This is a genomic window from Brevirhabdus sp. (assembly GCF_052826345.1).
Genome location: NZ_JBRBUA010000028.1, coordinates 30,008 through 56,382, shown reverse-complemented (window position 1 = coordinate 56,382; position 26,375 = coordinate 30,008). Strand labels below are relative to the sequence as shown.

The following is a 26,375-nucleotide window of genomic DNA, read 5'->3' as shown; positions in this document are numbered from 1 at the left end:
AGGGGCGCGACGTGAACGAAGCCGACACCCATCAGATCGTATCGAGCGCCTTTCTGACCGTTCTGTACGCGGCCGGGCCCATCATGGCGATCGCGCTTGTCGTCGGACTGCTGGTCGCGTTCTTTCAGGCGCTGACCCAGGTGCAGGAGGTCACGCTGACCTTCGTGCCCAAGATCGTCGCCATCTTTCTGGCGATGCTGGTGCTGATCCCGTTCATGTATTCCTCGGTCAAGGGGCTGTCGGATCAGGTCTTCGACCTGATCGTCAGCGGCAGCTTCTGATGGGCGCGGGACGGATCGCATCCGCGCTGGCCTTCGCGGCCGCGATGTCGGGGGCGCAGGGCGCGCGCGCGGATTGGGCGGGCTTCTACACCCCCACCGCCCGCACCCCCACCGCCCGCGCGGCGCAGGGTGGGGCCCCGGGCCCCGCCGCCGATCCTTCGGGCGTGTGCGTGCAGAACATCCTGCGCGCGCAGCTGCGCTATCAGATCCCCGGCAACCTGCTGCTGGGACTGGGCATCCAGGAAGCGGGCCGGATGCACGAGGGCAAGCTGACGATCTGGCCCTGGGTCGCCAACGCCGAGGGCGAGGGCCGCTTTTTCGCCGATCGTGCCTCTGCCGAGGCCTGGGTCGCGCGCCAGATCGCCAAGGGGCGCACTTCGGTAGATCTGGGCTGCATGCAGGTGTCGATGCGCTGGCACCCCGACGCGTTCGACACCGTCGCGGACGGGTTCGACCCGGCGCAGAACGTCGATTACGCCGCGCGGCTGTTGCTGCGCAACTATGACAAGACGGGCGATTGGATCAAGGCGGCAGGGGCCTATTTCTCGAACACCCCGGCCTTGCAGCAGGGCTACCTGGAGCGGCTGGAAAAGAACGCGCGCATCGCCAATGACCGGATCGACAACTTTCGCGCCATCGCCGCGGGAACCAGCGCGGGGACGGGCAAGGATATGAACCCAGACAGAAAGCCACGCGCAGCCACGCCCCGGCGATCCGAAGGACCGTTCTGGACCGCCTGGCTGACGCGCCCGGACGCACAGCGGGCCGATGCGAACCGGGCCGGCGCAGGCCCGGCCGGGGTGCGCAGCCTGACCGGGCGCGGCGCGCTGCGTCCGGTCCTGCCCATGTTCAAGACCGTGATGCCGGGGGCGGACGGATGAGCGCGCGGGGCGGGTCGCTCAGGATACCGGGCTGGATGACGCCCGGCGGCAACCGCGATGTGGCCTTCGCCATCGGAGTGACGGCGGTGCTGGCGGTATTGTTCGTGCCGCTGCCGCCGATCATCCTGGACCTCGGGCTTGCGCTGTCGATCTCGCTTTCGGTGCTGGTGCTGATGGTGGCGCTGTGGATCCCGCGGCCGCTGGAATTCAACTCCTTCCCGACGCTACTGCTGGTGGTGACGATGCTGCGGCTGTCGCTGAACGTGGCCTCCACCCGGTTGATCCTGGCCGAGGGCCACACCGGCACCCAGGCCGCGGGCGGCGTGATCGAGGGGTTTTCGCGGTTCATGGTGTCGGGCAGTTTCATCATCGGCATCGTGGTTTTCGCGATTCTGGTGGTGATCAACTTCGTCGTCATCACCAAGGGTTCGACCCGCATCGCGGAGGTGACGGCGCGGTTTTCACTCGATTCGATGCCGGGCAAGCAGATGGCCATCGACGCCGACCTCGGCGCCGGGCTGATCGACGAGGCCGAGGCCCGCATCCGCCGCCGCACGCTGGAGGATGAAAGCGGGTTTTTCGGCGCGATGGACGGCGCGTCGAAATTCGTGCGCGGCGATGCGGTGGCGGGGATCATCATCACGCTGATCAACGTGGTGGGCGGCATCCTGATCGGCATCACGCAGCACGGGCTGAGCCTGTCGGATGCGGCGAACAACTATACCGTGCTGACCATCGGCGACGGGCTGGTCACGCAGATCCCGGCGCTGATCGTGTCGCTGGCGGCGGGCCTGATCGTGACCAAGGGCGGCACGGTGGGCGCCGCGAACGAGGCCGTGCTGGGCCAGCTCGCCCGGTTTCCCAAGGCGCTCTACATGGCGGCGGGGCTGTTGCTGGCGATCGGGCTGCTGCCCGGCTTTCCAATCGGCATCTTCGCGGCGATGGCCGTGCTGATGGCCGTGCTGGGCGTCGTGATGCAGCGCCGCACCGACGCCGCCGCCCGCGCGGCCGAACACGCGCAGGCGGCCGAAAAGAAAGCCAGCGCCGCGGTGGACAGCGACAATGTCACCGAGACGCTGCGGCTGGACAATCTGCGGCTGGAGCTGGGCGACGCGCTGGTGCCGCTGATTTCCAGCGACGATGCGGCGCTGGCGGGCAAGATCAAGAGCCTGCGCAACCTGTTTGCGCGTGAATTCGGCTTTGTCATGCCTTCGGTGCGGATCAAGGACGAACCGATGCTGCCCGCGCGGACCTATGCGCTGCTGGTGCAGGGGGTCGAGGTCGCGCGGGGCGAGGTTCGCCCCTTCGGCATGATGATCGTGAACCCCGGCGCCACCAGTATTCCCGGCGAGCGCGGACGCGATCCGACCTTCGGGCTGGAGGCGCTGTGGATCGACCCTGCACATGCCCGCCAGGCCGAGGCCGAGGGGCTGACCGTGGTGGACCCCGAAAGCGTCATCACCACCCATCTGACCGAGGTGGTCAAGGAACATCTGCCCGAGCTGATGACCTATGGCGCCGCGCAGGAACTGGTCGAGGGGCTGGACCGCGACTACCAGAAGCTGGCCAATGAGATCCCCGGCAGCGCCCCGGTGGTGCTGATCCAGCATGTGCTGCAATCGCTGCTGGCCGAGCGGGTTTCGATCCGCAACCTGCCCCTGATCGTCGAAGCCATCGCCGAGGCCAAGCGCACCACGTCGAACGTGATGTCGATCACCGAGGCCGTGCGCAAGCGGCTGGCCAACCAGATCTGCAAGTCGCTGGTCGATCCCAAGGGCTATATCCCTGTCATCACCATGTCGGGCGCCTGGGAGAAAGAGTTCATCGAGGCGCTGCGCATCAACGGCGAGGAACGCAATTTCGTCATGTCGCCGCAGCGCGTGCAGGAATTCGTCGTCGACGCCCGCAAGGAGATCCAGCGCCACGCCGAACAGGACGAATGGCCCGCGCTGCTGGTCAGCCCCGAGGTGCGCAGCTTCGTGCGCTCGATGCTCGAACGTGTCAGCCCGCTGACGGCGGTGATGTCGCACAACGAGGTGCACCGGAAGGTTTCCCTGCGCACCGTCGCCACGATCGGAGGCTGAGCGATGGACCTCGGCGCCCTGCTTTCGGCGGAGTTTCTGGGCGTGGCGCTGATCTTCGCGCGGCTGGGCGCGCTCATGATGTTCGTCCCCGGCTTCGGCGAGACGTTCATCCCCGCCCGCCACCGGCTGGCGACCGCGCTGCTGCTGGCGCTGGCGCTGGCGCCCACGATCCGGCTGGGGCCGCTTTCGCTGGACGCGCCGGGGCTGCTGGTGCTCAGTTTCGCGCTGGAAATCACCATCGGGGTCTGGATCGGCGTCACGGCGCGCATCCTGCTGACATCCCTGCAATTCGCGGGCTACCAAGTCGGGCTGATTTCCGGGCTGGCGAACGCCTTTGCGCCCAATATCGGCTCTTTCCAAGGATCGACGATGGTGTCCACCGGGCTGATGCTGGCGGCGGTGGCGCTGATCTTCGCCACCGACATGCACCATCTCATCATCCGCGCCATGCTGATGAGCTACGATGTCTTTCCTCCGGGCCGGATCATGCCGCAGGACCTGTCGGAACAGATCGTGCGCGCGGTTTCGAAAAGCTTTTATCTGGGCATGTCCATCGCCGCGCCCTTCTATGTGATGGGCCTGCTGCTGAACCTCGGGCTGGGGCTGGCCAACCGAATGATGCCCAACCTGCCGGTCTTTTTCGTCGCCGCGCCGGTGCTGATCCTGGCGGGCCTGACGGTGCTTGTGTTTTCCGCACCGATGATGCTGCGTGGGTTCACGCAGGCCCTGGCCGAGTGGCTGGGGCTGCTGACTTTCTGAAGGGCGGGCATGGCCGAGGATACCGAAGACAAGCAGAACAAGACCGAGGAACCGACCGAGCGCAAGTTGCAGAAGGCGCGCGAAAAGGGCGATGTCGCCTCTTCGCGCGAAGCGGGCAACCTGATGTCGGTGCTGTCGCTGTTCGCGATCGTGGCCTATGTCATGCCCGCCGTCGGCGCGCAGCTGGTCGGCACCCTGCGCGGGGCGCTGGAAAACGCGGGCCAGCTGGGGATCGGGCAGGGGCAGGGCGGTGTCGCCGACCTCGGCGGGATCGGGCTCAAATTCGCGCGCGGCATCGCGGCCACGCTGTCGCCGGTGCTGGCGTTGATGGTCGTGGGTGCGCTGGTCGGCGTGGCCCTGCAGGGCGAGGTGGTCGTCGCCGCCGAACGGTTGAAACCCAAACTCAGCAAGGTCTCACCGTTTGCGGGGCTCAAGCGGCTGTTTTCGGCGCAGACGCTGGTGGAATTCGTCAAGAGCGTGGTCAAGGTGCTCGTCGTCGGCGCCATCGCGCTCGGCATCACCTGGCAGGCGGTGCAACGGATCTGGCAGACCCAGGGCCTGCTGCCCGAGGCCGTCGCCTCCTACGCCCGGACCGAGGCGGCGAAGATCCTGGTCGCGACGCTGATCCTGGTGGCCTTCATCGCGCTGGTCGACATCTTGTGGAAACGCTTCGACTGGCGGCGCAAGCAGCGCATGTCGATCAAGGATATCCGCGATGAGCACAAGGATACCGAGGGCGACCCCCAGATCAAGGGCCGCCGCGCCGAGATGCGCCGCGCGCGCGCGCGCCAACGGATCGCGCAGGCGGTGCCCCGCGCCACGCTGGTGCTGACCAACCCCACGCATTTCGCCGTCGCGCTGCGCTATGAGGCGGGCGAATCCGAGGCGCCCGTCTGTGTCGCCAAGGGCACCGATCTGATGGCCGCGCAGATCCGCAAGCTGGCACATGAGGCCGAGGTGCCCGTGGTCGAGAACCGCCCCCTTGCCCGCGCGCTCTACGATGCGGTCGAGGTCGACCGCCAAATTCCGCTGGAACATTGGGAAGCGGTCGCGGCCGTGATCGGCTACGTCATGGACCTGAAGCGCAACATCCGGCGCAAGCCGACAGACGGATCGGTCCTGCGCGAGGATTGAGCCGACTTTCGGCCGCGTTTGCACGACGAGGAAGTCGAGGGAGCACGGGGGCGCACGTTTCAGGTCATGCGCTTCCAACCTATAATTCGCATTATGTTGCGTGTCCCTGCCGCGCGGCTTCGGGCGGGCGCGTATCCGCGCCCCGATCGCGGCCCGCCCAATCCTGTCGCCGGTCCGCGGCGCGGTCAGTCGGAGGCAAGGAACACCACCGGATAGCCCGCGAGCAGCGGCGCGAGATCCAGCAGCCGCGTGCCTTCGGGCGCGGCGATGCCTTCGGCCAGCACATTGCGCAAGGCGGGCGCGTCGGCCGGCAGCACCAGATGCGCGGCGATCTGATCCAGCGGTTGCAGCGGGCGGAGCGGCACCGCGACGACGGCCAGCGCCCCCTCATGGCTGCGTGCGAAAGCAAAGATCCGGTCCGCCCCCGCACCTTCCACCGGCAGCGGCCGGTAGTCGCCGCGCGCGTAAAGCGCCGGGGCGCGCTGCCGCTCGGCCAATGCGCGGCGCAGCAGCCCGGTCTTCGCGCGTGCCAGATCGTCGGGCCCGGCCAGCGCGCCGCCCTGCGGCAGCGCGCGCAGCCCGGCGTAATCGACAGGCCGCCGGTTGTCGGGGTCCACGAGCGAAAAATCGCCCCCCTCCGCCCCTTGGTAAAGGTCGGGCACCCCGGGCGCGGTGGTCTTCAGCAGGGTCTGCACAAGGCTGTTGAGGCGCCCCGCCTGCGCAAAGGGGCGCAGCGTGGCGGTGAAATCGCGCTGAAACTCGGTCGCGTCCGGCGACAGCAGCCGCCGCGCATAGGCGCAGACACGTCCCTCATAGGCCTCATCGGGGTTTTCCCAATCGCTGCGCAGCTTGGCCTCGCGCAGCAGCTTGACCAGATACTCCTCGAACCGTCCGGCCAGGGCCTTCAGCGTCGCGGCGTCGGGCGGGGTGTCGCCCTCGGGCCAGATCCCGGCAAGCGCCTGGTAGATCGCCCATTCGATCGCAGGTTCCGGGGTCTCGCCCGCGCGCCAGGGGGCCGCGGCAGCGCGCCAGCGCGACACGGCCGCCGCCCATTCCGAAGGGGCCTCGGCCAAGGCATAGAGCCGCGCGCGCGCATCCTCGCCGCGTTTGGTATCATGCGTCGACGTGGCGTTCAGCGCCTCGGGGTGCGAGGTCGCGCGGCGCGAGAACGCCGCATGCACCGCATCCACGCCCCCCGGCGGATGCAGCGGATCGCAGCCGACCTCATTGGCCGCGAGCACCGCGTTGTGCCGGTAGAACAGCGTATCCTCGACCGCCTTCGCCATCGCGGGCCCGGTCAGCTGCTGGAACCGGGCGCGCAGCTCATGGGCGTCCGCCGCGCCGAGCGCGCGCCGCGCCGCACTCAGCGCACGCGGGTCCGCGCCTTCCAGCGCGCGCGCGGCCACCCGGTCGAGCAATGCGCGGTCCGCCTCGGAAAAGCCGCTCGCATCGCCGTAGGTGCGGTAAACCGGCAGCGCCACCGCCAGCTCGCGCAGCGCCTCCGACAGCAGCGCGGGATCGACCCCGCGCGCGCGCGCGGCCAGCAGAGCGGTCAGCCGCGCCAGTTCCCCGGCGAAGTTGTATTCCACGATCCGCCGCTTGGCCGCATCGCGCCGCGCCTCCGGCCCCGGGGCCTGCGCAAGCGCGGCGTGGGTCGCGTCCAGCGCCTCGGCCCCTTCGGGCGGCAGCATCAGGTCGGCCATGCAGGCGATGAATTCATAGCCCGTGGTGCCCTCGATCGGCCAGTGCTGGGGCATCTCCTCGCGTCCTTCGAGGATCTTTTCCACCACCAGCCAGACATCCGCCCTGGCCGCCCCGGCCGCCTCGCGCAGCCGCGCGAGATAGCCCGCCGGGTCGGCCAGCCCGTCGATATGATCGATGCGCAAGGCATCGACATGCCCCTCGCGCAGCAGCTCCAGCGTCAGCCGGTGGATGTCGTCGAAGACGGCCGGGTCCTCGACGCGGGTGCCGACCAGCCCGGTGACCTCGAAGAAGCGGCGATAGCTGAGGTCGCGCCGCGCCTCGCGCCAATAGGTCAACCGCCAGGGCTGCGCCTCATGCAGGCGCGACAGCAGCCCGCCGTCCCCCCCCAGCCGGGCGAGAACCGCATCCAGCGCCGCCGGATCGTCGAGCGCGGCCAACGCCGCCGCCGCCCCGTCGCGCGGTGCGTTTCGCGCCAGCGCGGCAAGCCGGTCGTCGCCGGGCGCGGCCTCGGCCAGCAGCGCATAGCTCGAGGGCGCGAGCGGCACGTCATTGTCGTAATAGCGCAGCACCAGCCCCCGGTCCTTTCGATCGCGCGCGAGGGTGAAGCCGCCCTCGGCCCGCACCGCGTCGAACCCCTCGCCCAGCACCGGCAGGGTCAGCGGCCGCGACCAGTCGATGTCGAAATGCCCGGCATGGGGCGCCGCCTGCCCCTGTTCCACCACCTCGCGCCACCAGGCGTTTTCGAGCGTAGCCGCCATGTGGTTCGGCACGATGTCGATCATCAGCCCCATGCCTGCAGCCTTCAGCGCGCGCGACAGCCGCTCGAACCCCTCGCGCCCGCCGATGGCGGGGTCGATCTCGTTGTAGTCGGTGACATCGTAGCCATGGGTCGACCCCGCGGTCGCGGTAAAGATCGGCGAGGCGTAGAGGTGGCTGACCCCCAGGCCTTGCAAATAGGGCACCACCTCCACCGCCTTGTCGAAGGTCATGCCGTCGCGGAACTGGACCCGGTAGGTCGCGATCCTGGGGTGGGTCGTCATTCGGTGGCTCCGCGATCGAGAAAGACATGTACGCTGCACGCGGGCGCGGCGGGCAGTGCGTCGGCGCCCGCGCCCCAGATCGCCTCCCCGCGCGCGGGGGCCAGCGGGTTCGGTACGTCGGCAAGATTGGTGCGCAGCCGCAGCATCGCGCCCGACAGGCGCCAGTCGATCGACACCGCGCCTTCGTCCTGGGCCACGATGCGCCCGGCATCGGCGCCCGCACCGCGCAGATGCGGCACGATGTGGCGGTGCCTGCACGCCAGCAAATCGCGCAGCCGGGCGCGCGCCTGCCGCCCCTCGGGCGAGGCCGCGCGCGCCCAGTCGAGCCTGGAGGCCGCGAAGGTGTCCGGATCGTTGGGGTCGGGAATATGGGAAAGCTGGTCGTGATCGCCCGCGAAGGCGGCGAAATCGGCGAATTCCGCCCGTCGCCCCTGGCGCACGGCATCCGCCAGCTCGCCGTGAAAATCGGTGAAGAAACAGAACGGGCGGTGCTCGTCGAACTCCTCGCCCATGAACAGCAGCGGGATGTGCGGCGACAGCAGCAGGATCGCCTGCAACGCGTGCAGCCGCTCGGCGCGCGTCAGGGTGATCAGCCGCTCGCCGAAGGCGCGGTTGCCGATCTGGTCGTGGTTTTGCAGGAAATCGACGAAGGCGGTCGGCGGCAGATGCGCCGACGGCACGCCGCGCGCCCGACCGGAATGGGGGGACACCTGCCCCTGATAGGCAAACCCTTCGGCCAGGGCGCGGGCGAACAACGCCCAGTGGTTGCGGGTGAATTCGACGTAGTAGCCCTCGGATTCGCCGCTGGCGATCACATGCGCCACGTTGTGGAAATCATCGTTCCATTCGGCGGTGTGCAGCGTCACCTCGCCAGCCGGGCCGCGCGCGTGCAGACGGGTGATGTTGCGGTTGTCCTCGGTCGTCAGATGCACCGGCCGGTCCGGCAGCTCGCGGCGCAGCATCTGCGCCAGCTCCACCAGCAGCTCGGGCTCCGACGGATCGACGATATGGTCGATCGCGTCGAGCCGCAGACCGTCGAGCCGGAACTCATCGAGCCAATAGAGCGCGTTTTCGGTGAAGAAGGCGCGCACATGCGGCTCTTCGTAAGCGATTGCGCCGCCCCAGGGGGTGTGCCGCGCCGCGTCGAAGAAATTGGCATAGGCGCCCAGGTAATTCCCCTCGGGACCGAAGTGATTGTAGACCACGTCGAGCAGCACCATCATCCCGTGCCCATGCGCGGCATCGATCAGCGCCTTCATCTCGTCGGGCGTGCCATAGGCGTTGTGCGGGGCGTAAAGCAGCACCCCGTCGTAGCCCCAGCCGCGCCGGCCCGCGAATTGCGCGACCGGCATCAGTTCGATCGCGGTGATGCCGGTTTCGGCCAGTTCGGCCAGCTTTTCGATCGCCGCGGCAAAGGTGCCCTGCTCGGTGAAGGTGCCGATGTGCAGTTCATAGATCACCGCCTCTTCCCAGCCGCGCGCGGGCAGCGGGTGCTGCCAGTCGTAGCCGCCGGGCGCGGTCAGCACCGAGGGCGAATGCACATCGCCCGACTGCGCGCGCGCGGCGGGATCGGGCACCGCGGTGCCATCGGGCAGGACAAAGGCATAGTCCGTCCCCGCCGCCAGATCGTCGGTCGTCAGCTCGAACCAATCGTCGCCCACGGCCTGCATCGGGCGGTCGCGCCCGCCCGCGCGCAGCGCGATCGCCCCATGCCGCGGCGCCCACAGGCGAAACCGCGCGCGCCCCGCCGGGTCAAGCTGCGCGCCCCATTGCCAACGTCTGTCCGTGTTCATGGCATCCTCCCTGCCGCGCCGGGTTTCATTGCTCAGGCCGCCACGCTGGTCATCACCCGCATGCTGCGCTCGGGCATCTCGACGGGGCCGTCCTGCTGCACGCCCGCGCCATGCGGGGCGGCCAGCCCCTCGGCCGTGTCGACCAGCAGCATCCAGCCGCTCGCCAGCGGCTCCGGCAGGCTGAAGGTCACCGGCTCATGTGCCGCGTTGAACATCAGCAGCAGCGTCTCGCCCTCGCGTTCCAGATGCAGCACCAGCGCGCGGGTTTCCGAATTGTCCCAGTCCTCGGGCTGCATTTCCTCGCCGTCCGGGCGCCGCCAGCGGGCGCGCACGGGGGTGCCGTCGGCGTGCAGGAAGCGTTCCGCGCGCAGCAGCGGGTGGGCGTGGCGGATCTCGATCAGCCGCGAGGTGAATTCCCGGAACGAGGTCTGCCGCTCGTCCAGATCCTCCCATTGCAGCCAGTTCATCTCGCTGTCCTGGCAATAGCTGTTGTTGTTGCCGCCCTGGCTGCGGCCGATCTCATCGCCCGACAGGATCATCGGCAGGCCCTGCGACATCAACAGGGTCGTCATGATGTTGCGCCGCTGACGGTCGCGCAGCGCGATGATCGCCGCGTCGTCGGTTTCCCCCTCGGCGCCGCAGTTCCAGCTGAGGTTGTGCGAATGGCCGTCGTTGTTGTCCTCGCCGTTGGCCTCGTTGTGCTTGTCGTTGTAGCTGACCAGATCCATCAGGGTGAACCCGTCGTGGGCGGTGACGAAATTGACGCTGGCCCAGGGACGGCGGCCCTGTTTCTCGAACCTGTCGGCAGACCCCAGCAGCCCGCCCGCCAGATCGGCGGCGGTGCCCGCGTCGCCCTTCCAGAAGGCGCGGGTGGTGTCGCGGTAGCGGTCGTTCCATTCCGCCCAGCCCGGAGGAAAATTGCCGACCTGATAGCCGTCGGGCCCGGTGTCCCAGGGCTCGGCGATCAGCTTGACGCGGCTCAGCACCGGGTCCTGGCGCGTGGCCTCCAGAAAGACGGCGTGCATGTCGAAACGGTCGCGTTCGCGTCCCAGCGTCGAGGCCAGATCGAAGCGGAACCCGTCGACGTGGCACTCCTCCACCCAGTAGCGCAGGCTGTCCATGACCATCTGCAACACCCGCGTGTGCCGCAGGTTCAGCGAGTTACCGCACCCGGTGGTGTCGAAGTAATAGCGCGGATCGTCGGCCAGTGTGTAGTAGCTGGCATTGTCGATGCCCCGGAACGAAAGCGTCGGGCCCAGGTGGTTGCCCTCGGCGGTGTGGTTGTAGACCACATCCATGATAACCTCGATCCCCGCTTCGTGCAGGCGGCGGACCATCAGCTTGAACTCATGGATGCTGCCGCCGTCGGTCAGGAAACGCGGCGCGGGGGCGAAAAAGCCCAGCGTGTTGTAACCCCAGAAGTTCGTCAGCCCCTTTTCCACCAGATAGCGGTCGTCGAAGAACGCCTGCGTCGGCAGCAGTTCCACCGCCGTCACGCCGAGCTTGACCAGATGGTCGATGACGCGCGGATCGGCCAGCCCCTCGAAGGTGCCGCGGATGCGTTCCGACAGGTCGGGATGGCGCGCGGTCATGCCCTTGACATGCGCCTCGTAGATCACCGATTGCGACCAGGGCACATCGGGGCGGATGTCGCCGCCCCAGGTATGCGCGGGGTCCACCACCACGCATTTGGGCATCACGAAGGCCGAATCGCGCCGGTCGATCGCGAAATCCTGCTTTTCATGCCCGATCTTGTAGCCGAACAGCGCATCGTGCCAGCGCAGGTTGCCCTTCAGCGCCAGCGCGTAGGGATCGAGCAGCAGCTTGGCCGGGTTGAAGCGGTGCCCCGCCTCGGGCGCGTAGGGGCCATGTACCCGGTAGCCGTAGCGCTGACCCGGCCGCACGCGCGGGAAATACCCGTGCCAGACCTCATGGGTGTATTCCGGCAGGGCGATGCGGTCGATCTCGCGCCGCCCCTTCTCGTCGAACAGGCACAGCTCCACCTTGGTGGCATTGGCCGAAAACAGGGCGAAGTTGACGCCCGAGCCATCCCAATGGGCCCCGAGAGGAAACTGCGACCCGGGTTGGGGGAGATGCTCAGATTTATTCATGGTCTACATATCCGGTGCAAGGATGAGGCACGCCAGCGGCGGCAGTGTCAGGGAAACGGACGCGGGGCGGCCCAGATGTTCCTGCCCGCTGGCGCGGAAGCTGCCCGCGTTGCCGACATTGGAGCCGCCGTAGACCGCGGCGTCGGTGTTCAGAAGTTCTCGCCACTGGCCGTCCTGCGGCAGCGCGACGCGGTATTCGTCGCGCACCACGGGGGCCATGTTGCAGACGACAACGACGGGACGGTCGTGTTCGTTCCCGCGGCGCAGGTAGACGAACACATTTCCCTGCACGTCGCCGCCGTCGATCCACTCGAACCCCTGCGGATCGCAATCGTGACGGTGCAGCGCGGGCGTATCGCGGTAGACGCGGTTCAGATCGCGCACCAGCTTCTGGATGCCGCTGTGCGCGTCATCGTCCAGCAGGTGCCAATCCAGGCTGCGGTCGTGGTTCCATTCGCGCTCCTGCGCGAACTCGCCGCCCATGAACAGCAGCTTCTTGCCGGGATGGGTCCACATGAAGCCGAAATAGGCCCGCAAGTTCGCGAATTTCTGCCAGCGGTCGCCCGGCATCTTGCCCAGCAGCGATCCCTTGCCGTGCACCACCTCATCGTGGCTCAGCGGCAGCACGAAATCCTCCGAATAGGCGTAGTGGATGCCGAAGGTCATCTTGTCGTGGTGGTACTGACGGTAAAGCGGATCGGTCTGCATGTATTCCAGCGTGTCGTGCATCCAGCCCATGTTCCACTTGAAGTTGAACCCGAGCCCGCCCTGATCCACCGGGCGGCTGACGCCGGGAAAGGCGGTGCTTTCCTCGGCGATCGTGACCGCGCCCGCGTGGCGCGCCGCCACCTGCGCATTGGTGCCGCGCAGGAAATCGATGGCTTCCAGGTTTTCGCGGCCGCCGTGACGATTGGGCACCCATTCCCCCGCGTTGCGCGAATAATCGAGATACAGCATCGAGGCGACCGCATCCACGCGCAGCGCGTCGACATGGTACTGGTCGATCCAGTAGAGCGCGCTGGCGCGCAGGAAATTCGCCACCTCGTTGCGGCCGAAATTGTAGATCAGCGTGTTCCAGTCCTTGTGGAACCCCAGCCGGGGGTCCTCATGCTCATAAAGCGCGGTGCCGTCGAACCGCACCAGCCCGTGCGCATCCGACGGGAAATGCGCGGGCACCCAGTCGACGATCACCCCCACACCGGCGGCGTGCAGCGTATCGACGAAGGCCGCGAAATCCTCGGGGCGGCCGTGGCGGCTGGTGGGGGCGAACATGCCGATGGGCTGATAGCCCCAGGACCCGGTGAAGGGATGTTCGCTGATCGGCAGCAACTCGATATGGGTGAACCCCATGTCGAGCGCGTAATCCGCGAGCTGCCGTGCGGCGGTGCGGTAATCGAGCACGCTGTCGCCCTCGCCCCGGCGCCAGCTGTTCAGATGCACCTCGTAGATCGACACGGGCGCATTGCGCGATTGCGCCTCGGCGCGGGTCTCGATCCAGTCGCGGTCGGCCCAGTCATGGTGCGGCAACCCGGTGACGATGGAGGCGGTGCCGGGTGCGGGTTCCTGCGCAAAGGCGAGCGGGTCGGCCTTCAGCGGCAGCGTCTCGCCCTGGGCGCCGACGAGCTCGAACTTGTAAAGCTCGCCCGGCCCGATGTCGGGGAGGAACAACTCCCACAACCCGCCGCCCGCGCGCCTGCGCATCGGGTGGCGGCGCCCGTCCCAGGCGTTGAAATGGCCCACCACGCTGACCCGGCGCGCGTTGGGCGCCCAGACGGCAAAGGCGGTGCCGGGCACGCCCTCGACCTGCGCGGGATGCGCACCCAGACGGTGGTACAGCTCCTCGTGGCGCCCCTCCGCCATGAAATATTCGTCCATCTCGCCCAGCACCGGCGGATAGGCGTAGGCGTCGCGGCGCTCCCACTGCTGGTCGCCCGCCCGCAGCCGCAGCCGGTAGGCGAAGCGCCCGCGCTTGCCCGCGATCTTGCCGGAGAAGAAGCCCTCGGCGCTCAGCCGGTCGAGCGCGCCCAGATCCTTGCCGGTCCTGTCGTCCAGCACATGCACCTCGGCGGCCTCCGGCGCGAAGACGTTGATCAGCGGCGCGCCCCTGCCCTGCACATGCAGCCCGAGCACCGCGAACGGATCGCCGTGGCGGCCGCGGATGATCGCCTCGACCGCCTCGGGCCCCGGCAGAGCGGTGGCGGGAGTGTCGTTCTTGCCCATCAGTTTTCGCCTTCTTTTTCGATAACACCCAAAAGCCCGTTGAGCGGGATGCCCGCCCAGGCGGGACGGCTCGAAAGCTCGTAGCCCACCTCATAGACGGCCTTCTGGATCAGGAAGTGGTCCAGCAGCGCGGCCTCGAATGCCGGGTCCTGCGGATAGCTCGCGACGCCCTCGATGCTGTCGCGGTAGGCGGCCATGAACTGCGCGACCGCCATCCGGCGCCAGGCCTCGACGCGCGGCACCAGCCGCGCGCGGTCGGCACCCATGCCGACCCGGTGGTTCAGCGCCGACCATGCCGCGTAATCGAGCGAGCGCAGCATCCCCGCCACATCGCGCAGCGGCGACGATTTGGCGCGGCGTTCCTCCAGCGTGCGCTTGGGCTCGCCCTCGAAATCGATGATCGACACGTCGTTCTGCACCGTCAGCACCTGCCCCAGGTGGTAATCGCCGTGAATGCGCGACCGCCGCCCCGAAGGGGTCATGCCGCGGATCGCGCCCGCGCGCGCCTTCAGCGCGTCGGCGCGGTCCAGCACCGCACGCGCCGCCGCCCGCGCGTCCTCATCCAGCCCGGCCACATTGCGTTCCAGCGCGGCCAGCATCTGCGCGGTTTCGGCCTCGACCTCATCGGCCCAGCCTTCCAGATCCTGCGCGGTGATCTGCTCGGTCGCGAAATCGGGATCGTCGGTGGGCGTGGCCAGCGCGCGGTGCAATTCCGCCGTGCGGGTGCCCAGGATAGCGCCCATGTCCAGCCGGTAGGCGTAGGCGGGCGGTTCAGGGGCCTCCTCGTCCTCGGCGGGCTGGGGCAGCAGCTCAAATTGTTCCAGATCGCGGTCGAGCGCATCGGTCAGCGCGGCCCAGGCGTCGCCCTGGTTGGCCACATATTCGAACGCCGCGGCAAGCGAGGTCGGCGCCTGGCCGTCCTCGAGGAAGGACACCTCGCCCAGCAGCGCGGGCGTGTGTTCGAACCGCGCCACCTCGGTCAGGAAACGCGCGACCTCCACGTCGGGCTGCACGCCGCTGCGCAACCGGCGATAGACCTTGAGGATGATCCGGTCGCCAAAGGCGATGGAGGCGTTGGATTGCTCCACCGCCAGCAGGCGCGGGCTGCCCGGCTCCTCGATGCCGCGCAGCCGGTCGGTGCCGCGGAAGACGACGCCCCCGGCGGCGGAACCGGCGCGCGCGTCCGATCTCAGCGCCTCCAGCAGGGTCTGCGCCATCTCGCCATCGGCGGTCCCGTCGACCAGCGCCCCCACCCGCGGACCCGAGCGCAGCTTGGCGATGGTCGCGCCCAGCGACGGCGCGCCGAAGCTCAGGTTGTCCTCGCCCCAGCGGGCCGACAGCGGCAGCAGATAGCGCTGCGTCCCGGCGCCCTCGACCTCGACCGACAGTTCCGACAGCGCATAGGCACCGCCCTCGCCCAGCTCGGCCAGCTGGCGCATGGAAATGCCGGTGATGCGACGATCCTTGCTGGCGAACCAGCGCTGCAACGGCAGGAATTTCGGCAGCGTCTCCTGCAACAGCTGCCGCCCCTCGCGCCCCGAAAGCGCGGTGCCGAGCCGCCCGTCGCGGGTGGTCAGGGTCAGAAATTCCGGCAGGACCTGCTGCGTGGCCGCCGACCACTGCGGCGCCTGCCCCTCGTCGGCCAGTATGAACCAGTAGAACCCATAGGCCGGCAGGGTGATCTGGTAAGGCAGATCGCCCACCGCGGGGAAATGCGAATGTCCCGTCAGCTCCACCGGGGCGCGGCCGCGATAGTCCGACAGGTCGATCTCCACCGCTTGCGCGGATCGCGACAGGTTGGCCACGCACAGCACCGCCTCGCCCTCATGCTCGCGCACATAGACCAGAACCTTGCGATTCGACGGGTAGAGCAGCTTCATCTCGCCTCGGCCGAACACGTCGTGGTTCTGGCGCACCGCGATCATCCGCTTGATCCAGTTGAGCAGCGACGACGGGTCGGTCTGCTGCGATTCCACGTTCACCGCCTGGAACCCGTGGATCACATCCTGGATCGCGGGCAGGTACAGCTGCTGCGGATTGGCGCGGGAAAAGCCGCCGTTGCGGTCGGGCGACCATTGCATCGGGGTGCGCACCCCGTCCCGGTCGCCGAGGTAATAGTTATCGCCCATGCCGATCTCGTCCCCGTAATAGAGGATCGGCGTGCCGGGCATCGACATCAGCAGGAAATTCAGCAGCTCGATCTTGCGGCGGTCGTTCTGCATCAGCGGGGCCAGACGGCGGCGGATGCCGACGTTGATCCGTGCGCGCTTGTCGGCGGCGTAGGTCTCCCACAGGTAGTCGCGTTCCTTGTCGGTGACCATTTCCAGCGTCAGCTCGTCATGGTTGCGCAGGAAGATCGCCCATTGGCAATCCTCGGGGATCTCTGGCGTCTGACGGATGATGTCGGTGATCGGGTGGCGGTCTTCCTGCGCCACGGCCATGTACATGCGCGGCATCAGCGGAAAGTGGAACCCCATGTGGCACTCGTCGCCCTCGCCGAAATAGGGGCGCGTGTCCTCGGGCCACTGGTTGGCCTCCGCCAGCAGCATCCGGTCGGGGTAGTGCCTGTCCAGATCCGCCCGGATCGCCTTCAGCACCTCATGGGTTTCGGGCAGGTTCTCGTTGTTGGTGCCGTCGCGCTCCACCAGATAGGGGATCGCGTCCAGCCGCAGCCCGTCGACGCCCATGTCCAGCCAGAAATGCATGACGTTCAGCACCTCTTCCATCACCTTGGGGTTGTCGAAGTTCAGATCCGGCTGATGGCTGAAGAAGCGGTGCCAGTAATATTGCTTGGCCACCGGGTCCCAGGCCCAGTTCGAGGTCTCGGTATCGGTGAAGATGATCCGCGTCTCGGAAAACCGGCTGTCGTCGTCGGACCAGACGTAGAAATCCCGCTCGGGGCTGCCCGCGGGGGCGTTGCGCGCGCGCTGGAACCATTCGTGCTGGTCCGAGGTGTGGTTTATCACCAGCTCGGTGATGACGCGCAGCCCGCGGCGGTGGGCTTCCTCCACGAAGGCGCGGAAATCGTCCATGTCGCCGTATTGCGGGTTGATCGCCTTGTATTCGGCGATGTCATAGCCGTCGTCGCGCAGCGGAGAGGGATAGAAGGGCAGCAGCCAGATCGCCGTCGCGCCCAGGTCCTGCACATGGTCCAGCCGCTGCATCAGCCCCTTGAAATCGCCGATGCCGTCGCCGTTGCTGTCCTGATAGGCCTTCACATGCACCTGGTAGATCAGCGCATCCTTGTACCAATCGCGTTTGCTGCGGTCCAAGCCGTCTTCTTTCTTGTCCATGTCGTCCTTCATGCGCGCAGCCCCCCCGGCGGCAGCAGCCGCCAGATGGCATAGGGGCGCTCATGCGGGTCGAGGTGCAGCCACTGCGTCTTGCCGTGCCAGGTGAAATGGTTGCCGTGGATCGCGTCCTGCACCTCGATCGAGGCGTCGTCGGGCAGGCCGAACTCCCACAGCGGCACCTCCAAGGTGAAATCGCAGGCATTGAACGGATCGAGGTTGACGTGGAACAGAAGGTAGCTGCCCGTGGCCTCGTCCATCCGCCCGAAGGCCAGCACCTGCGGGTGATCGGCGCGGTAGAAGCGCAGGTTGGTGAAATCGCGCATCGCCGGATGCGCCTGCCGAATCCGGTTCATCAGGCGGATGTCGTCCTTGATGTGGCCCGGCTGGTCGAAATCCCACTGGCGCAGCTGATATTTCTCGCTGTCGAGGTATTCCTCCTTCCCCGGGACGGGCGCGGCCTCGCAGATCTCATAGCCGTTGTAGACGCCGTAGTTGCCGCCCAGCCCCGCCGCCAGCACCAGCCGCGTGCGGAACCCCGGCCGCCCCGAGGTCTGCAGGAAGTAGGGGTTGATGTCGGGCGTGTTGACGAAGAAATTCGGCCGCATGTAATGGCGGCTCTCGCTCGTCGTCAGCTCGGTCAGATATTCCGTCAGCTCCGCCTTGGTGTTGCGCCAGGTGAAGTAGGAATAGGACTGGTTGAACCCCACCTTCGCCAACCTGCGCATGACCTTGGGCCGGGTGAAGGCCTCGGCCAGGAAAACCGTGTCGGGGTGGCGGGCGCGCACCTCTCCGATCATCCATTCCCAGAACGGGAAAGGCTTGGTGTGGGGGTTGTCGACGCGAAAGATCTTCACCCCGTGATCCACCCAGTAGAGCACGGTGTCGCGCAGCTCGAACCACAGGTCGGGGATGGCGTCGCGGTAGAAGTGGACGTTGACGATATCCTCATACTTCTTGGGCGGGTTCTCGGCGAATTTGATGGTGCCGTCGGGGCGCCAATCGAACCATTCGGGATGCGCCTTGATCCAGGGGTGGTCGGGCGAGCACTGGATCGCGAAATCGAGCGCGATCTCCAGCCCCTGGGCATTGGCCTCGGCGACCAGCCGGTCGAAATCTTCAATCGTGCCCAGCTCGGGGTGCACCGCCTTGTGCCCCCCCTCGTCGGAGCCGATGGCATAGGGGCTGCCGGGATCGTCGGGCGCGGGGGTCAGCGTGTTGTTGCGCCCCTTGCGGTTGATGCGCCCGATCGGGTGGATCGGCGGAAAGTAAAGCACGTCGAACCCCAGATCGCGCACGTAGGGCAGCTTGTCGATCACATCGTGAAAGGTGCCGTGCCGCCCGTCCTCGCCCTGCGAGCGGGGCAAAAGCTCGTACCAGGCCGAGAAGGCCGCCGCCTCGCGGTCGACCATCACCGGCAGCTTTTTCGCGTAGGTGGTGACATTGGCGCGCGGCCCCGCGCGGTGCATCAGCGCCAGCGTCGCGTCGCTCATGAGCGCGTCGATCCGCGCGTCGGTGTCGGCAATGTTCAACCGCCGCGCCAGATCCTCCAGCGCCGCGCGGTCGGACGCGTCAGGACCGGCTTTCGCGGACCCGGATCTGGATTTGCCGGACGTGTCCGCGGCGCCGAGCGCCTGCTCGACCAGCTGGCGGCCCTCCTCGGCCTCCAGGGCGACGGGCTGACCGGCGGCGATCTTCTTGGCGGTGTCGCGGTGCCAGGCGCCGAAGAGGTCGCGCCATGCCACCAGGGTGAAGCCATGCGCGCCCGGCGTGTCGAACGTCACGCTGGTCCGCCAGCGGTCGTTGACGACGAAGCGCATCTCGGTTTCCTGCCAGCGCCGCGCCTGCGCGGGGCCATATTGCACCGCCACGCGGATCACGTCGTGCCCGTCCGAAAAGGCGTCCGCCTCGATCACCAGGGCACGGCCCGCCACGGCGCGCGCGGCGAAGCGGCCGCCGTCGATCTCGGGTTCCACCCCTTCGATGGCGATGCGCGCGGCGGCCAGCGCCGCGATGTCCTTCGGCACGGTGCCCTTCGCGGACCCAGCCGTGCGCGCCGCAGTCTCGGAAGCAGTCTCGGACGCGATCTTCGAGCGGGCCTTGGCCTGTGCCGTCGCGCGGCCTGTGTCTCGGGTCGATTTAGGAGATTTCATTCACTATGCCCGCGCGGCGCGGTTCCCCTGCAATAATGTGGCGGAGGACAAGAGATCGTGACGCGTATCCCGGCCGAAGGCGTGCCCCCGTCGCCACCTTCCCGCGCTCCTTAAGAAACGATGTGAACCGCCAGAGGTTCCGCAGGTCGCCTGAAATATCGGACCGGCCGCTGTCGAAGCATCCGTCAGCGCGTGGATATTTTCAACCAGAAGAAGCCGCAACCGCGCCGCCCGGCAGCCGTATCGGCCGCAAAGGGGGGCAAACGAGGGGGGCGACCCCGACCTGCTATCCGATCCGTGCGGGCGTCGGCCTGCCGCCCTGGCCGCGCGGGCGCAGTTCCGACAGGCGCCGCGCCGTTTCGCTGAACCCCGGCAGCGTCTCAAGCACCTCGAGCGGGGTGGGGCTGCGCAGTTGCCAGTTGGGGTATTGCTCGGATGTGCCGGGCAGGTTGGTCGGGGCCTGCGGCCCCGCCAGATCGGCCAGCCGCACCGCCACCAGCACCGAAGGCGCGCCCCCCGCGAAAAGATGCGCGGCCAGCGCCACGCCCGGCGGCAGCTGCGGGTCGGTCTCGCGCGGGCCGTCGCCGATCAGCCCGGCCTCGCGCAGGGCGCGCAGCAGGTCGCCGCGTTCGCGCGCCCGGTCGCGCTCGTGTCGGCGGGTGGTCGCCGCATCGACCAGCCCGTGTTCCAGCCGCAGCGCGATGTCGCGCGCTTGCCACCAGTCGGCCAGCGTCGGCAGGTCATGCGTGGACAGACAGGCCAGCGCCTCTGCCGGGTAGGCCTGCGCAGGCAGGAAGCCCTGCGCGTCCTGCTCGAAATAGAGCAGGCGATAGGACAGGATGCGCGCCTGCGCCATCACCTCGCGGAAACCATCGGGCACGGAGCCCAGATCCTCGCCCACGATCAGGGCGCGGGCGCGGTGCGATTCCTCCGCCAGCACCCGCAGCAACGCGCGGGCGGGATAGCGCAGGTATCCGCCATCGGGCGCGCGCTTGCCGTCGGGGATCAGGAACAGCTGCCACAGCGCCATGGCGTGGTCGATGCGCAGCGCTCCGGCGTGATCCAGCTGCGCCCGGATCATGTCGCGGAAGGGGGCGAAATCCTGCGCCTCCAGCGCGGCGGGGGACGGCGCGGCAAGGCCCCAGTCCTGGCCCTCGCTCTGGAACAGATCGGGGGGCGCGCCGATGCGCAGGCCCCGCAGCATGTGCGCCCCGCCCCAGCCGGCGGAGCCGTCGGGCGCCTCGCCCACCGCGAGGTCAAGGTAGAGGCCCACGCGCATTCCCGCCCCCAGCGCCACGGCCTGCGCATGGGCGAGCTGCCGGTCCGCGACCCATTGCAGCCACTGGTAAAAGGCGATGTCGCGCGGCGCCTCCCCGGCCAGCGCGCGGGCGCGGGCGCCGTCGGGGTCGCGCCATTCCCCGGGCCAGGACATCCAGCCCGCGCCGTGGCCCAGGGCGACCATGCGGGCCGAGATCGTCTCGAACAGCGCGTGGCGGCGCAGCCCGTCGCCGCGCCCCGCGACCCAGTCGTCGTGATCGCGCCGCGCCTCGGCGTCGGCAAAGGGCCTGCGGTCGAAAGCGGCGCGCAGCGAGGCCAGCTTCAGCGCCGCGACGGCCGGGTAATCGACCCGGTCGCCCGCCCGTGCCGCCGCCAGCCTTTCGGGCGCGGGCGCGGCATGGCCCGGCACCTCATCCACCGCGATATAGAGCGGATTGAGAAAACTGCGGTGCGAGGGCGCGAAGGGGCTGCACCGTTCCGGCGCGGCGAGGAACAGCGCGTGCAGCGGGTTCACCCCGAGAAAATCGGCCCCCCGCCGCCCCGCGATATCTGCGAGCGCGGCGAGATCGGCGAAATCGCCGATGCCCCAGTTGCGCGCGGAGCGCAGTTCATAAAGCTGGCAGAACAGCCCCCAGCCCGGCGCCCTTTGCAGATCCGGCGGCAGAAAGCAGCGATCCTCGGGGGCCGCCAGCGCCCGGTCGGGCGGGGCGTCGCAGGGTGCGTCCGGCGCCGCAGGGTCGAGGCCCATCGCGGCCAGTATCGCGGCGCGGGTGCCCTGCGGCACCTCGCGCAGCGTGTCATGCGCGTCGCGATAGGTCTCGGGAATGCCGTGCATCTCGGCCAGCCGGTCCAGCGTGCTCATGCGGCGACCTCACCGACGGGCCCATGCGGCGCGGCGCGCGTGGTTCTGTGTGTCATCCCGATGTCCCCCTTCTGCGCCGCCATCCGTTCCGGTCCCCTGCGGCTGTCGTCGGCAAAACGCGGGCAGGCGGCGGCGGTTCCGTCCCTGCCGCTCCCTGCTGCTCCTTGCCGCGCGCAGGGGCGCCGCCGTGTCCGATCCATGCCGACAGAACGGCGGGAATGAAAGCCCCGATCCTGCGTCCCCGCCCCCCTGTCCTGCCCCGCCTGTCCCGGCTCCGGTCCTGACGCGCCGGGTGTCGCGGCGGGCGGTATGCTGCTAGATCCCTGCGCATCGCGGGTGCAACAAGGGATGGTGAACATGCGGTTTTCGGCGAACCTCGGGATGCTCTGGACGGACCGGCCCCTGCCCGAGGCCATCGAGGCGGCTGCCGGGGCGGGGTTCGACGCGGTCGAGTGTCATTGGCCCTATGCCCATGACGCCGCATCCATCGCGCAGGCCCTCAGCCGCAGCGGAATGACGATGATCAGCCTGAACACAAGCCCCGGCGCGCCGGAGGCGGGGGAGTTCGGGCTGTCCGCCCTGCCGGGACGAGAGGCCGATGCCCGCGCCGCGATCCGGCAGGCGACGGATTATGCCGCGCGCATCGGGGCGCGCTGCGTGCATGTGATGGCCGGACGCCCCCCTGCGCAGGAGGCGGCGGAGGGGGCAGCAGCGCGCAGCTTTGCCGATGCGCTGGAGTATGCCTGCACCTTGGCCGCGCCGCTGGGGCTGACGGTCCTGATCGAGCCGCTCAACCCTCACGACGTCCCCGCCTATTTCCTGCGCGACACCCGGCAGGCCCGGGCCCTGATAGAGAGCCTTGGCCACCCCAACCTGAAGTTGATGTTCGACTGCTATCACGTGCAGCGCACCGAGGGCGACGCCTGCGGCAGGCTGCGGGATCTGCGCGATCTGATAGGCCATGTGCAGATCGCCTCCGTCCCCGACCGGGGCGCGCCCGACCACGGCGATCTGGACTATGGGCAGCTTTTCGACACGCTGGCCCGGATCGACTGGGACCAGCCGCTGGGCGCGGAATACAACGGCGGCGCGGCGACTGACGCGACGCTCGGCTGGCTGCGCGCCGCGCGCGGGGATGCCACCGAAAGGAGCGCCGCCGCCCGCCATAACTCTTGACAGAAAATTTAAGACGATGTTTCCTGATGAAAAAAAAAGTTTACGGACAGAAAACAGCACCTGCTGCGAATACGCCCCCGATGCTGTTTCCGCCTATAAAAATAACGGGAGGACAAAAATGTCGGAGTTATCCAGTAGAATTGAATCCATGCACAGGCGGGATGTCACCGTCGCATGGGCTTTCGTCATCGGCCTTTGGCTGGCGATCGGTTTTGTCGCCTGGGCCACCTGGTCGCTGGCCCCCAATCCCACGGCGCGGCTGGTGCTGCTGACGGGCGGGACGATCGTGTTGATCTTCAACACCGCCGCGATCATGGCCATGCTGCGCCATTACCGCGAGGACCGCGATTTCATGTACGGGCTGGACATCAAGTTCCTCGATGCCGCCCGTGCGCTGAAAAATCGCTGAGGGGGCGCGGACATGGCAAACTACATTCCCCCCGTGCAAAGCAAGCTGGGCCAGATCGTCGATGTGATCGTGTTGCTGGTGCTGGCCATCGGCGCGCTTTACATCCCGCTGTGGCTGGGCCTGGCGGGCAGCGCGCATACCGCCAACCCGCAGGACAATCCCACCTGGGAAAGCCTGGGCCAGAATGCCACGATGGTCGAGAAGTGGAACCAGCTTGGCTATGCCACGCCCGAATCCGCGGCGGAGCTGATCACCGGGCGGTTCGACTATTCCTTTTCGATCTTCAGCCTGCTGGTGATGGTCGTCGTGGTGGTCGGCTATTACGTCATCATGCTGCGGTTTTCCGAAAAGGAATATCGCGACGTGATTTCCGAAAAATTCGACGGCAACTGAGGGGGGCGGGACAGTGGCAATCTGGACTTTGCTTGAATATGCGGCATGGATCGCGGCGGCGGGCTTTGGGCTTTTCATCATCTTCGACTGGCTCAAGACCGACAGTACCTATTCCGAGGAAATGCTGACCTCATCGCGCGAAGGCGAGCTGGAAGCGATGACCGAGGAACACCGGCTGGAGGACGGCCCCAATGTCTGACGTCGATATCACATCCAAGGAGATGGACGGCATGGGCCCCAAGGGCACCCAGGTCGGGCTGGCCCGCGTGCTGGGGCCTGCGCATATCTGGGCGCTTGGCGTGGGCATCGTGCTTGTGGGCGAATACATGGGCTGGAACTTTGCCGTCGGCAAGGGCGGGGCCTATGCGGCGCTGATCGCCTGCTGGTTCGCGGGGATCCTGTACACCTGCGTCGCCATGATCGACAGCGAGGTCACATCGACCGTCGCCGCGGCGGGCGGGCAATATACCCAGGCCAAGCATATCGTCGGGCCGCTTATGGCCTTCAACGTGGGTCTCTACCTGGTTTTCGCCTATACGATGCTGGAGGCGGCGAATGCCATCACCGTGGGGTTCCTGATCGATACGGTGGCGGTGATGTCGGGGCATGACGGGCTGGACCAGAGGCCGTTCATCATCCTGGCGATCATGTTCCTGGCCTGGCTGAACTATCGCGGCGTGCTGGCCACGCTGACCTTCAGCCTGGTGATCACGGCGATCGCCTTCTCGGCGATCATCATCCTGTTCCTGGCGACCTCGCCGCTGTTCGGCGACAGCCCGCTGCGCCACGCGGAGCTGATCACCGACCTGCCCTACGGCTGGCTGGGGGTGCTGGCGGCGATGCATTTCGGCCTGTGGTACTATCTGGGCATCGAAGGCACGACCCAGGCCGCCGAAGAGGTCCGCTCGCCCGCGCGCTCGCTGCCTTTCGGCACGCTGGCGGGGATCATGACGCTGCTGATCGCGGCGACGCTGACCTGGTATGTCAGCGTCGGGTTGATGCCCGGGGAATATCTGGGGCAGGCCGGTGTGCCGCTGTTCGACGCGGCGCGGATGTCGGGGTCGACCTGGCTGATGGTGCTGCTGGGGATCGGCACGCTGTTCGCCACGCTGGCCTCGGCCAACGGTTGCATCAACGATGCCTCGCGCGCCTGGTTCGCGATGGGGCGCGATCACTACCTGCCGTCGTGGTTCGGCGCGGTGCATCCCAAGTACAAGACCCCCTACCGCTCGATCATCTTTCTGGTGCCGATCGCGCTGATCTTTGCGCTGGGGGCGCCGCTGGATCAGGTGATCACCTTCTCGATCCTGTCGGGGCTGCTGGAATACACCTTCATGCCGATCAATGTGATCCTGTTCCGGCGGAAATGGCCGCTCGACACGATCAAGCGCGGCTATGAACACCCGTTCCACCCGGTGCCCGCGCTGGTGCTGCTGACCCTGTGCGGCGTCACCTATTTCGCGGTGTTCCTGGGCTATGGCACGCAGCTGGTGGCGATGATCGCCTTTTATATCGTCGTCTCGCTGTGGTTCCATTTCTGGCGCTACCGCTTCGTGCGGCGGGCGGCGCAGTTCACCATGCCCTGGCCGCGGCCGCAGGGCTATTGAGCGGCACATCAATCCCGGTCGGCCCGCCCGCGATGGCGGGCCGATCCCCTTTCACAGACCCTTAAACGGCGGTAATCATGGAAAAGCTGGCCCTTGGTGCGATCCTTGTCCTGCTGGGCTATGGCATTGCCAGGCTGCAGGCTGCGCTGTGGCGGTCCACGCCCGCGCGCCGCGACGGCCGCGCGGCCTATCTGGACGATTGCGCGGCGCTGTTTCACGCCCCGCGCCGCGCCCTGGCGCCCAGCGGGTTTCCGCGCCTGTCGGGGCGTTACGGCGGGCAGGTCTTCGACGTGCAGGTCGTGCCCGACACGCTGACCTTCCGCAAATTGCCCGCGCTTTGGGTGCTGGTGACCCTGCCCCGGCCGCTGCCCCTGCGCGGCACGCTCGACCTGATGATCCGCCCGATGGGGGTGGAGCCGTTTTCGAATTTCGACCGGCTGCCCGACCAGATCGCCCCGCCCCCCGGTTTCCCCGAGGATTGCACCATCCGCACCGACGACCGCGCGGCCCTGCCGCCGCAGGCCCCGCTGCGCGACCACCTGGCGCTGTTCGACGACCCCCGCATGAAGGAGATGATCGTCTCGCCCAAGGGGGTGCGGCTGGTGTTTCTGGCCGAAGAGGCCGCGCGCACCCGCTATCTGATCTTTCGCGATTGCGAGATGGGTGCCGCGCCCCTGCCCGCCGACCGGCTGCGCCCGGTGCTGGACCGGGTGCTCGCGCTGCATGCCGACATGGATGCCGCAAGCCGCCCGCAAAGCCTGTCCGCCTGACCCGGAGCCCCAATGACCGCCAAGACAATGAAGCCCGAAAAGACGGGCCCCAAGACAACTGGCGCCGCCGTGACGCGCCGCCCCGCCAACCCCTATCTGGTGCTGGCCGCGGCGCTGGTGCTGCCCGGCACCGGGCAGGTGCTGAACCGCCAGCCGGTGCGCGGGCTGGTGTTCCTGTTCTTCATGCTGCTGCTGGGCGGCTACACGCTGAAAACCGCGGCGCCCGACGTGTCGGTGGTGGGCAAGCTGGCGGGCGGGCTTTTCGTCTATGCGATGGCGATTTTCGACGCCTACAAGACCGCGCGCATCCGCGCCGAGGTCTGGCAGCACCGGCGCGGCGGCCAGGGCGGCTAAGGCGGCTAAGCCCTTGCCTCAGACCCGTTTCAGGGTCTGAGGCAGGGATTTTCGAGTATTTTTGCCGAAAAGAAGC

19 protein-coding genes are annotated in these 26,375 nt (G+C 67.9%); 12 read left to right on the top strand and 7 right to left on the bottom strand.

Translation table 11 applies throughout. From position 1 onward, the window contains the following. Positions 1-11 precede the first annotated feature (11 nt). Genes ACU0BR_RS04340 through flhB form a run of 5 tightly spaced genes read left to right on the top strand, consistent with a single transcriptional unit; the run spans position 12 to position 5,139 of the window. The gene (locus ACU0BR_RS04340) at positions 12-281 is read left to right on the top strand and encodes a flagellar biosynthetic protein FliQ (RefSeq protein WP_446155624.1); all 270 of its coding nucleotides are present in this window, start codon (positions 12-14) and stop codon (positions 279-281) included. Continuing rightward, positions 281-1,162, top strand: coding sequence for a transglycosylase SLT domain-containing protein (locus tag ACU0BR_RS04335; RefSeq protein ID WP_446155623.1), 882 nt, complete (start codon positions 281-283; stop codon positions 1,160-1,162). The genes ACU0BR_RS04340 and ACU0BR_RS04335 overlap by 1 nt, the downstream gene beginning before the upstream one ends. Further along, positions 1,159-3,246 carry a flagellar biosynthesis protein FlhA gene (flhA, locus tag ACU0BR_RS04330; RefSeq protein WP_446155622.1) on the top strand — a complete coding sequence of 696 codons (2,088 nt, stop codon included), beginning with the start codon at positions 1,159-1,161 and terminating at the stop codon, positions 3,244-3,246. The genes ACU0BR_RS04335 and flhA overlap by 4 nt, the downstream gene beginning before the upstream one ends. Before the next feature lie 3 nt (positions 3,247-3,249). Beyond that, positions 3,250-4,005, top strand: coding sequence for a flagellar biosynthetic protein FliR (locus ACU0BR_RS04325; RefSeq protein ID WP_446155621.1), 756 nt, complete (start codon positions 3,250-3,252; stop codon positions 4,003-4,005). 9 nt (positions 4,006-4,014) lie between these two features. Further along, the gene (gene flhB, locus ACU0BR_RS04320; protein ID WP_446155620.1) at positions 4,015-5,139 is read left to right on the top strand and encodes a flagellar biosynthesis protein FlhB; all 1,125 of its coding nucleotides are present in this window, start codon (positions 4,015-4,017) and stop codon (positions 5,137-5,139) included. Between the two features lie 185 nt (positions 5,140-5,324). Here the strand turns inward: flhB and treY are convergent, their stop codons facing one another. The 7 genes from treY to malQ form a co-directional block, all read right to left on the bottom strand. Further along, complete coding sequence (gene treY, locus ACU0BR_RS04315; RefSeq protein WP_446155619.1) at positions 5,325-7,883, bottom strand: malto-oligosyltrehalose synthase; 2,559 nt, start codon at positions 7,881-7,883, stop codon at positions 5,325-5,327. Next, entirely contained in the window at positions 7,880-9,676 is a 1,797-nt protein-coding gene (gene treZ / locus ACU0BR_RS04310) for a malto-oligosyltrehalose trehalohydrolase (protein WP_446155618.1), read from the bottom strand. Before treZ ends, treY begins: the two co-directional genes overlap by 4 nt. 32 nt (positions 9,677-9,708) lie before the next feature. Continuing rightward, positions 9,709-11,787, bottom strand: a complete 2,079-nt coding sequence (gene glgX / locus ACU0BR_RS04305) for a glycogen debranching protein GlgX (RefSeq protein ID WP_446155617.1) — start codon at positions 11,785-11,787, stop codon at positions 9,709-9,711. A gap of 3 nt (positions 11,788-11,790) precedes the next feature. Next, positions 11,791-14,007: a 1,4-alpha-glucan branching protein GlgB gene (gene glgB / locus ACU0BR_RS04300; protein ID WP_446155616.1), complete on the bottom strand. Its 2,217-nt coding sequence runs from the start codon at positions 14,005-14,007 to the stop codon at positions 11,791-11,793. Further along, complete coding sequence (treS, locus tag ACU0BR_RS04295) at positions 14,007-17,300, bottom strand: maltose alpha-D-glucosyltransferase (RefSeq protein ID WP_446155615.1); 3,294 nt, start codon at positions 17,298-17,300, stop codon at positions 14,007-14,009. Before treS ends, glgB begins: the two co-directional genes overlap by 1 nt. Positions 17,301-17,308: 8 nt before the next feature. Then, the gene (locus tag ACU0BR_RS04290) at positions 17,309-19,324 is read right to left on the bottom strand and encodes an alpha-1,4-glucan--maltose-1-phosphate maltosyltransferase (protein ID WP_446155614.1); all 2,016 of its coding nucleotides are present in this window, start codon (positions 19,322-19,324) and stop codon (positions 17,309-17,311) included. A gap of 412 nt (positions 19,325-19,736) precedes the next feature. Further along, a complete protein-coding gene (gene malQ / locus ACU0BR_RS04285) occupies positions 19,737-21,590 on the bottom strand; it encodes a 4-alpha-glucanotransferase (RefSeq protein ID WP_446155613.1) in 1,854 nt (617 codons plus the stop codon). Between the two features lie 357 nt (positions 21,591-21,947). Here malQ and ACU0BR_RS04280 point away from each other — a divergent pair, with 357 nt between their 5' ends. The 7 genes from ACU0BR_RS04280 to ACU0BR_RS04250 all read left to right on the top strand — a co-directional run bounded on the left by ACU0BR_RS04280 (position 21,948) and on the right by ACU0BR_RS04250 (position 26,299). Next, positions 21,948-22,766, top strand: a complete 819-nt coding sequence (locus ACU0BR_RS04280) for a hydroxypyruvate isomerase family protein (RefSeq protein WP_446155612.1) — start codon at positions 21,948-21,950, stop codon at positions 22,764-22,766. Positions 22,767-22,884: 118 nt separating this feature from the next. Next, positions 22,885-23,175, top strand: a complete 291-nt coding sequence (locus tag ACU0BR_RS04275) for a hypothetical protein (protein WP_446155611.1) — start codon at positions 22,885-22,887, stop codon at positions 23,173-23,175. Between the two features lie 12 nt (positions 23,176-23,187). Beyond that, positions 23,188-23,568 carry a hypothetical protein gene (locus ACU0BR_RS04270; RefSeq protein ID WP_446155610.1) on the top strand — a complete coding sequence of 127 codons (381 nt, stop codon included), beginning with the start codon at positions 23,188-23,190 and terminating at the stop codon, positions 23,566-23,568. A gap of 13 nt (positions 23,569-23,581) precedes the next feature. Next, the gene (locus ACU0BR_RS04265; RefSeq protein WP_446155609.1) at positions 23,582-23,767 is read left to right on the top strand and encodes a hypothetical protein; all 186 of its coding nucleotides are present in this window, start codon (positions 23,582-23,584) and stop codon (positions 23,765-23,767) included. Continuing rightward, the gene (locus ACU0BR_RS04260) at positions 23,760-25,175 is read left to right on the top strand and encodes an APC family permease (RefSeq protein ID WP_446155608.1); all 1,416 of its coding nucleotides are present in this window, start codon (positions 23,760-23,762) and stop codon (positions 25,173-25,175) included. The genes ACU0BR_RS04265 and ACU0BR_RS04260 overlap by 8 nt, the downstream gene beginning before the upstream one ends. 77 nt (positions 25,176-25,252) lie before the next feature. Beyond that, a complete protein-coding gene (locus ACU0BR_RS04255) occupies positions 25,253-25,945 on the top strand; it encodes a hypothetical protein (protein ID WP_446155607.1) in 693 nt (230 codons plus the stop codon). A 12-nt stretch (positions 25,946-25,957) separates the two neighbouring features. Further along, the gene (locus ACU0BR_RS04250; protein WP_446155606.1) at positions 25,958-26,299 is read left to right on the top strand and encodes a hypothetical protein; all 342 of its coding nucleotides are present in this window, start codon (positions 25,958-25,960) and stop codon (positions 26,297-26,299) included. Positions 26,300-26,375 lie beyond the last annotated feature (76 nt).

Bases quoted from the DNA above. Each gene is read 5' to 3' on its own strand.
- ACU0BR_RS04335 (WP_446155623.1), top strand. From the start codon at position 281: ATGGGCGCGGGACGGATCGCATCCGCGCTGGCCTTCGCGGCCGCGATG.
- flhA (WP_446155622.1), top strand. From the start codon at position 1,159: ATGAGCGCGCGGGGCGGGTCGCTCAGGATACCGGGCTGGATGACGCCC.
- ACU0BR_RS04325 (WP_446155621.1), top strand. From the start codon at position 3,250: ATGGACCTCGGCGCCCTGCTTTCGGCGGAGTTTCTGGGCGTGGCGCTG.
- flhB (WP_446155620.1), top strand. From the start codon at position 4,015: ATGGCCGAGGATACCGAAGACAAGCAGAACAAGACCGAGGAACCGACC.
- treY (WP_446155619.1), bottom strand. From the start codon at position 7,883: ATGACGACCCACCCCAGGATCGCGACCTACCGGGTCCAGTTCCGCGAC.
- treZ (WP_446155618.1), bottom strand. From the start codon at position 9,676: ATGAACACGGACAGACGTTGGCAATGGGGCGCGCAGCTTGACCCGGCG.
- glgX (WP_446155617.1), bottom strand. From the start codon at position 11,787: ATGAATAAATCTGAGCATCTCCCCCAACCCGGGTCGCAGTTTCCTCTC.
- glgB (WP_446155616.1), bottom strand. From the start codon at position 14,007: ATGGGCAAGAACGACACTCCCGCCACCGCTCTGCCGGGGCCCGAGGCG.
- treS (WP_446155615.1), bottom strand. From the start codon at position 17,300: ATGGACAAGAAAGAAGACGGCTTGGACCGCAGCAAACGCGATTGGTAC.
- malQ (WP_446155613.1), bottom strand. From the start codon at position 21,590: ATGAGCACGCTGGACCGGCTGGCCGAGATGCACGGCATTCCCGAGACC.
- ACU0BR_RS04280 (WP_446155612.1), top strand. From the start codon at position 21,948: ATGCGGTTTTCGGCGAACCTCGGGATGCTCTGGACGGACCGGCCCCTG.
- ACU0BR_RS04275 (WP_446155611.1), top strand. From the start codon at position 22,885: ATGTCGGAGTTATCCAGTAGAATTGAATCCATGCACAGGCGGGATGTC.
- ACU0BR_RS04270 (WP_446155610.1), top strand. From the start codon at position 23,188: ATGGCAAACTACATTCCCCCCGTGCAAAGCAAGCTGGGCCAGATCGTC.
- ACU0BR_RS04260 (WP_446155608.1), top strand. From the start codon at position 23,760: ATGTCTGACGTCGATATCACATCCAAGGAGATGGACGGCATGGGCCCC.
- ACU0BR_RS04255 (WP_446155607.1), top strand. From the start codon at position 25,253: ATGGAAAAGCTGGCCCTTGGTGCGATCCTTGTCCTGCTGGGCTATGGC.
- ACU0BR_RS04250 (WP_446155606.1), top strand. From the start codon at position 25,958: ATGACCGCCAAGACAATGAAGCCCGAAAAGACGGGCCCCAAGACAACT.